The sequence below is a fragment of the Paraburkholderia sp. CNPSo 3274 genome (assembly GCF_024206475.1).
Taxonomy (GTDB): domain Bacteria; phylum Pseudomonadota; class Gammaproteobacteria; order Burkholderiales; family Burkholderiaceae; genus Paraburkholderia.
Window position 1 is genome coordinate 1 of record NZ_JAMBPR010000156.1, and the last position, 6803, is coordinate 6803.

9 protein-coding genes and 1 pseudogene are annotated in these 6803 nt (G+C 63.9%); 8 read left to right on the plus strand and 2 right to left on the minus strand.

Features of this window, described 5'->3' with window-relative positions; all coding sequences use genetic code 11:
• From M3I54_RS43060 to M3I54_RS43095, 8 genes are all read left to right on the plus strand, one after another.
• Positions 1-587: anti-sigma factor family protein (locus M3I54_RS43060; protein WP_375542319.1), on the plus strand; the 587-nt coding region annotated here is incomplete at its 5' end.
• Positions 588-783: 196 nt separating this feature from the next.
• The gene (gene rpsF / locus M3I54_RS43065) at positions 784-1155 is read left to right on the plus strand and encodes a 30S ribosomal protein S6 (protein ID WP_254346448.1); all 372 of its coding nucleotides are present in this window, start codon (positions 784-786) and stop codon (positions 1153-1155) included.
• Positions 1156-1201: 46 nt separating this feature from the next.
• Positions 1202-1501 carry a primosomal replication protein N gene (priB, locus tag M3I54_RS43070; protein WP_028216786.1) on the plus strand — a complete coding sequence of 100 codons (300 nt, stop codon included), beginning with the start codon at positions 1202-1204 and terminating at the stop codon, positions 1499-1501.
• 2 nt (positions 1502-1503) lie between these two features.
• A complete protein-coding gene (rpsR, locus tag M3I54_RS43075) occupies positions 1504-1779 on the plus strand; it encodes a 30S ribosomal protein S18 (protein ID WP_027797225.1) in 276 nt (91 codons plus the stop codon).
• 27 nt (positions 1780-1806) lie between these two features.
• On the plus strand, positions 1807-2259 hold the full coding sequence (gene rplI, locus M3I54_RS43080) for a 50S ribosomal protein L9 (protein WP_028209951.1): 453 nt from the start codon (positions 1807-1809) through the stop codon (positions 2257-2259).
• A 159-nt stretch (positions 2260-2418) separates the two neighbouring features.
• Positions 2419-3801 carry a replicative DNA helicase gene (locus tag M3I54_RS43085; protein WP_028204900.1) on the plus strand — a complete coding sequence of 461 codons (1383 nt, stop codon included), beginning with the start codon at positions 2419-2421 and terminating at the stop codon, positions 3799-3801.
• Positions 3802-3995: 194 nt separating this feature from the next.
• Complete coding sequence (locus M3I54_RS43090; RefSeq protein WP_254346450.1) at positions 3996-4622, plus strand: DUF47 domain-containing protein; 627 nt, start codon at positions 3996-3998, stop codon at positions 4620-4622.
• A gap of 10 nt (positions 4623-4632) precedes the next feature.
• Positions 4633-5643: an inorganic phosphate transporter gene (locus M3I54_RS43095; RefSeq protein WP_254346453.1), complete on the plus strand. Its 1011-nt coding sequence runs from the start codon at positions 4633-4635 to the stop codon at positions 5641-5643.
• 60 nt (positions 5644-5703) lie between these two features.
• Here M3I54_RS43095 and M3I54_RS43100 read toward each other — a convergent pair whose 3' ends face one another.
• Positions 5704-6510, minus strand: a complete 807-nt coding sequence (locus M3I54_RS43100; protein ID WP_254346455.1) for an SDR family oxidoreductase — start codon at positions 6508-6510, stop codon at positions 5704-5706.
• 136 nt (positions 6511-6646) lie between these two features.
• Positions 6647-6803: pseudogene (locus M3I54_RS43105) on the minus strand (peptidoglycan endopeptidase); the annotation flags it as partial.

A 6803-nucleotide genomic window follows, 5' to 3' on the forward strand; every position in this document is an offset into this window, starting at 1 on the left:
GGCGTGGCTGGGGCGCTCCGTCCGTCAACGCGGGTCCGCGCGCGGCCACCCTCGCGTGGTTCGGCTGCGCGGTGTTGATTCTTTGTGCGCTGGCTGTGACCGCCACAGTGCATCTGCGCCGCCCGGCCGCTGAGACGGCCTTCGTCGACGATCTCGTGTCGAGCCACGTGCGAGCCCAGATTTCGGGCCGCGACATCGACGTGATCTCGACGGACCGCCATACCGTGAAGCCGTGGTTCAACGGCCGGATCGACTACGCGCCGCCTGTCTTCGATCTGGCGCGGCAGGGCTTTGCGCTGGCGGGCGGACGTCTCGATTATGTGGGGCGCGAACGTGTTGCCGTGCTCGTCTATCGCTATGGCAAGCATGTGATCGACGTCTATGTGTTCCCGCCGGGCGCGAGCGGACCGGCCGTCTCGGGCGCCGCGCCGCCGGGATCGAGCGAAGGCTACGCGCTCCGGCGCTGGCAGGCGGCGGGCATGACGTGGTGGGCGGTGACGGACGCCGGCGCGGACGCGCTCGACGGCCTGCGCGCGGCGCTCGACGCAAGGCTCGCGGCGGGCGCGAGCGAGGCGGCAGGCAGCTAGGCTGTCGTCTCACACGAGCGCGGCGGGAGCGCTCCGGGCACTCCCCGCCGCGCAAGTCATTGAAAACACGCTCGATTCATCGTCGAAACGCACGATCTGTGTTGCGTGCGTAGCCCATCCGCGCTACAATCTTCGGCTTCTCACTTGCCGCACCGGTTCCGACGCCCGGGTGGCTTTAATCCACAAGGAGTGATACATGCGTCATTACGAAATCGTCTTCATCGTGCATCCCGATCAGAGCGAGCAGGTGCCCGCCATGATCGAGCGCTACAAGGGCACGATCACCTCGCACGGTGGTCAGATCCACCGCATCGAAGACTGGGGCCGTCGTCAACTGGCCTACATGATCGAGAAACTCGCGAAGGCTCACTACGTCTGCATGAACATCGAATGCGACCAGACCACGCTCGACGAGCTGGAACACGCGTTCAAGTTCAACGACGCTGTTCTGCGTCACCTCATCGTCAAGCTGAAGAAGGCCGAAACCGGCCCGTCGCCGATGATGAAGGAAGTGCAGCGCGAAGAAGCCAAGAAGGCGGCTGCCCAGCCGACCGAAGCGCAGGCTTAAGTACACAAGCCATCAGGATTCAAGCTCATTTGCCCAAGTTAGCCCCGTGAACAGGCTGCAGCTTACGGCTAGCGTCGTCGAACGCGAACCGGTGCGGTACACCCCCGCCGGCGTTCCGATCGCAAGCGTCACGCTGCAGCACCGCACGGAGGTCGTCGAAGCCGGCATTGCCCGCTTCGTCGAGCTCACGATGCCCGCGGTGGCGGCCGGCAAGGCCTGCGGTCTCGTGGAAAGCTGTGAGATGGGCGTGGAAGCGCTCTTCACCGGTTTTCTGGCGAAAAAGCACCGCAACGCGCGAACCCTGGTGTTTCACATCACCGAAATGCAAGGCACAGGAAAGGACTAATCATGCCCCGCCCGACTGGTAAGAAATTCGACAAGCGTCGTCAGCAACAAAACCCGCTCTTCAAGCGCAAGAAGTTCTGCCGCTTCACGGCTGCAAACGTCGAACAGATCGACTACAAGGACCTCGACACGCTGAAGGACTTCATCGGCGAAAACGGCAAGATCACGCCGGCTCGTCTGACGGGTACGAAGGCCCACTATCAGCGTCAGCTGGACACGGCTATCAAGCGCGCGCGTTTCCTCGCGCTGATGCCGTACACCGACCAGCACAAGGCCTAACAAGACGACGCGATAAGGAGCAATAGAATGCAGATCATTCTTCTGGAAAAAGTCGTCAACCTGGGTAACCTCGGCGACATCGTCAAGGTGAAGGACGGTTACGCACGTAACTTCCTGATCCCGAACAAGAAGGCACGCCGCGCAACGAAGGACGCAATCGCTGAATTCGAAGTTCGCCGCGCTGAACTCGAAAAGGCCGCCGCTGAAAAGCTGGCAGCAGCTCAAGCTGAAGGCGAAAAGCTGAATGGCCTGACCGTCCAGATCGGCCAGAAGGCTGGCGTGGACGGCCGCCTGTTCGGTTCGGTCACGAACGCGGACATCGCCGTTGCGCTCACGAAGCAAGGCTTCGCAGTGGAAAAGGCGCAAGTGCGTCTGCCGGAAGGCCCGCTGAAGATGGTGGGCGACCACCCGGTGCACGTTTCGCTGCACACCGACGTCCTCGTCGACGTCACGGTGTCGGTGCTGGGCGAGCACGCCTAAGTACCTGCGTGCGGCCCTTACAGGTCGCACGGTTTGACGCAAGACTCAGGAAGGGCAGGAGCCGCAGGGCTTCTGCCTTTTTTGTTGCGCGCTGCCTGGACGCTCGTTGCAAGTTTTCAAGCTTGTTCGAGGCACCCCCTTGTCCGATAATTGCCCTCCATGAACGCTCCGAAAGATCCCCAACTCGACTCGCTGAAAGTCCCGCCGCATTCGATCGAAGCCGAGCAATCGGTGCTCGGCGGCCTGCTGCTGGATAACGCGGCCTGGGACCGGATTGCCGACTTCCTCTCGCAAAGCGACTTCTATCGCTACGATCACCGCATCATCTTCGAGCACATTGGCCGGCTGATCGCCGCCACGCGTCCGGCCGACGTGGTGACGGTGTACGAGGCGCTCGGCACCTCGGGCAAAGCGGATGACGTGGGCGGCCTCGCGTACCTGAACGCGCTCGCGCAGAACACGCCGAGCGCCGCGAACATCCGCCGCTACGCGGAAATCGTGCGTGACCGCGCGGTGCTGCGCCGCCTCGTTTCCGTCGCCGACGAAATTTCCGCCGACGCCTTCAACCCGCAGGGCAAGGAAGTGCGCCAGCTGCTCGACGAGGCCGAGTCGAAGGTGTTCTCGATCGCCGAAGACGGCGCGCGCGGCACCCAGGGCTTCCTCGAGATCGGGCCGCTGCTCACGCAGGTCGTGGAGCGCATCGACACGCTCTATCACACGGCCAACCCGAGCGACGTGACGGGCACGCCCACGGGCTTCGTGGACCTCGACCGCATGACCTCCGGCATGCACGGCGGCGAGCTGATCATCGTGGCGGGACGCCCGTCGATGGGTAAGACGGCGCTCTCGATGAACATCGGCGAATACGTGGCCGTGGAGTACGGCCTGCCGGTCGCGGTATTCTCGATGGAGATGCCGGGCACGCAGCTCATCATGCGTATGCTCGGCTCGGTGGGGCGCCTCGATCAGCACCGCATGCGCACGGGGCGGCTTACCGACGAGGATTGGCCGAAGCTCACGCACGCCGTGCAGAAAATGAGCGAGGCGCAGATCTTCATCGATGAAACGGGTGGCCTGAACCCGATGGAATTGCGCTCGCGCGCGCGGCGTCTGTCGCGCCAGTGCGGCAAGCTCGGGCTCATCATCATCGACTACCTGCAACTCATGAGCGGCTCGTCCACGGGCGAGAACCGCGCGACCGAAATTTCGGAAATTTCGCGCTCGCTCAAGAGTCTCGCCAAGGAACTGGACGTGCCGGTCATCGCGCTTTCGCAGCTCAACCGAGGGCTGGAACAGCGGCCGAACAAGCGTCCCGTGATGTCGGACCTGCGCGAATCGGGCGCTATTGAACAGGATGCGGACGTGATCCTGTTCATCTATCGCGACGAAGTCTACAACCCCGACAGCCCGGACAAGGGCACGGCCGAAGTGATCATCGGCAAGCAGCGTAACGGTCCGATCGGGCCCGTTCGCCTGACGTTCCACGGTCAATACACGAAGTTCGACAACTTCGCCGGGGCGCAGAACTTCTACGCCGAATAACGCGAAACGTTGCGCGGCGTGCGCCAAAGTGGCGCAAACGCCGCGTTGGCGGCTGCCGATCGATGCGGCAGCTCTCGCCTGACGATACAATATTGCCGTTTTGTGACAGCTAGCTCTGTCGCCTATTTTGCCGCCTGGTTGCTGCGAAGTTACCGCTTCGTGTCGGCAATCCGAGACCAATTTCCGGGATACCAATGTTCGGTCGATTCATGCCCACCGAGGGCAAGTTCTTCGAAATCTTCAATGCGCATGCGAAATGCATCGTTTCCGCGAGCCGCGAACTCGAACTCCTGATCGATCACCTCGCTGACGCCGAGATCCACAAGCAAAACGTGCAGGCCTCCGAAAAGGCCGCTGACAAGCTCACGCACGAGGCGATCGACCTGCTGCACAAGACCTTCATCACGCCACTCGACCGCGACGAGATCCACAAGCTGATCACGACGATGGACGACTGCCTCGACCTCATGGAAGACGTCGCCACGGCCATTTCGCTCTACGACGTGCAAGCCGTGACCGCCGAGGCGAGTCAGTTGGCGCACGTGGTGACGGCCACGGCCGAGCGCGTGCAACTCGCGGTGGGGCTCCTCTCCGACATGAAGCAGGCGCGCGAGATCCTGCAGGCCTGCGAGGACATCGACCGCCTCGAATCCGACGCCGACCGCCTGCTGCGCGCGGCCATTTCGAAGCTCTTCCGCGAGGAAGACGACGTCAAGAACCTGATCAAGCTGAAGGCGATCTACGAACTACTCGAAGCGATCACGGACAAGTGCGAGGATGTCGCGAACATCATCGAAGGCATCGTGCTAGAGAACGCCTGAGCGGACTGCGATGCAATCGATACAACTCGCTCTCTGGGCGGTCGCGACGCTGGTCGCCATCGCTCTCCTCTTCGACTTCATGAACGGTTTTCACGACGCGGCGAATTCCATTGCCACGGTCGTGTCCACGGGCGTTCTGAAGCCGCAGCAGGCGGTGGCCTTTGCCGCCATGTTCAACGTGATCGCCTATTTCGTGTTCCACCTGAAGGTGGCGCAGACGGTAGGCAAGGGCACCATCGACCCCGATATCGTCGACCACTACGTGGTGTTCGGTGCGCTGATGGGCGCGATCGGCTGGAACGTGCTCACCTGGCACTACGGCATTCCGTCGAGTTCGTCGCACGCGCTGATCGGCGGCCTCGTGGGCGCGGCGCTCGCAAAGTCGGGCTGGACCTCGCTCAACTTCGACGGCCTCATGAAGACTGTGGCGTTCATTTTCATCTCGCCGCTGCTCGGTTTCATCCTCGGTTCGTTCTTCATGCTCACGGTGTCGTGGCTGTACTTCCGCACGCCGCCAAGCAAGGTCGACCGGCGCTTCAGGCGCCTGCAACTGCTTTCCGCTGGCCTCTATAGCCTCGGCCACGGCGGCAACGACGCGCAGAAGACCATCGGCATCATCTGGATGCTGCTGATCGCAACGGGCTACTCGGCGATCGGTTCGGACGCGCCGCCCATCTGGGTGATCGGCGGCTGCTATCTGTCGATGGGTCTAGGCACGCTGTTCGGCGGCTGGCGCATCGTGCGCACGATGGGTCAGAAGATCACCAAGCTCAAGCCGGTGGGCGGTTTCTGCGCGGAGGCGGGCGGGGCGCTCACGCTCTTTACGGCTTCGTCGCTGGGCATTCCCGTTTCGACCACGCACACGATCACCGGCGCGATTGTCGGCGTTGGCGCGACGCAGAAGCTCAGCGCGGTGCGCTGGGGCGTGGCGGGCAACATCGTCTGGGCCTGGGTGCTGACCATACCGGCCTCGGCCACACTGGCCGCTGCCGCCTGGTGGCTCGGTCACCGCTTCATGTAAAACCTGCGGCGCCTTCGGGCGCCGCAGTGCTTTTAAGGACTCAGCGCGCCGGCGGGCGCTTCAGATCAGCGGCGTGCTCGCCCCATCCATCGGAATGAGCGCGCCGGTGACATAGCCCGCACGGCGGCTTGCCAGGAAGAGCGCGACATCGGCGATTTCCTCCGGCTTCGCGTAGCGCCCGAGCGGCACCTTCGATTCGCCGCTCGCCAGCGCCTCCTCCGCACCGACGCCCGCGCGTTGCGCCTCCAGCTGAACGGCCTCCTGCAACCGCTCAGTAAGCGTGGCGCCGGGGTTGATCGCGTTGATGCGGATGCCGTAGCGCGCGTGGTAGTGCGCGAGGCCCACGGTCGCGAGCATCAACGCCGCGTTGGCCGCGCCGCCCGCGATATGGATGTCGCTCGCGAACTTGCCGCCCATGCCGATGATATTGACGATCGCCCCGGGCTCCATGCTCTCACCCGACTTGATCCGCTGCACCATGCGGCGCAGCACCTCCTGCTGCGGGTAGATGTAGGGAAAATATTTCGCCTCCATCGTGGCCCTGAACGCGTCCGCATCGAGCGTTTCTGGGTCGTAGCGGCGTGCCGCGCCCGCGCTGTTGATGAGGATATCGATGGGGCCGACCGCGGTCGAGACTTCCTCGACCACGTCGGCAGCGCTATGCGCTTCGTGCAGGTCCGCGCGCGTGAGGTGCACGTGCAGGCCTTCGCTCGCCAGTTGCTCGCGGGCGCGCGCGAGATTGGCGGGGTCGCGCGAGACGATCGCCACGCGCGCGCCTTCCTGTGCAAAGGCGCGCGCGCAGGCAAGGCCAATGCCCTTGCTGCCGCCCGTCACGAGTACCACCTTCTTGCTGAGTCCAAGATCCATCGTCGCCTCGCTGCGCGAAAGTATGAAAAACGGTCCCAAAACGATAGCAGAGGCGCGGGGCGCAGGAAACCGCTGGAAGCATGACTCGGGGTCGGGCCAGGAGCAACGCGCCGCTCAGCGCCGTGGCGGGGCCGCTTCAGTCGCCGCTGTTGGCAAAGCGCGCGATGGGGTCGTCGCTGGACTGGGTTGGGGCGGGCGAGGCTGGGCCGGCTGTCGAGGCGCGTATGATCTGCGCGCCGCCCGCGGCCGGCGACGGCGCCTGGATCGGCGTCGAACCTACCTGGCCGGCCTGG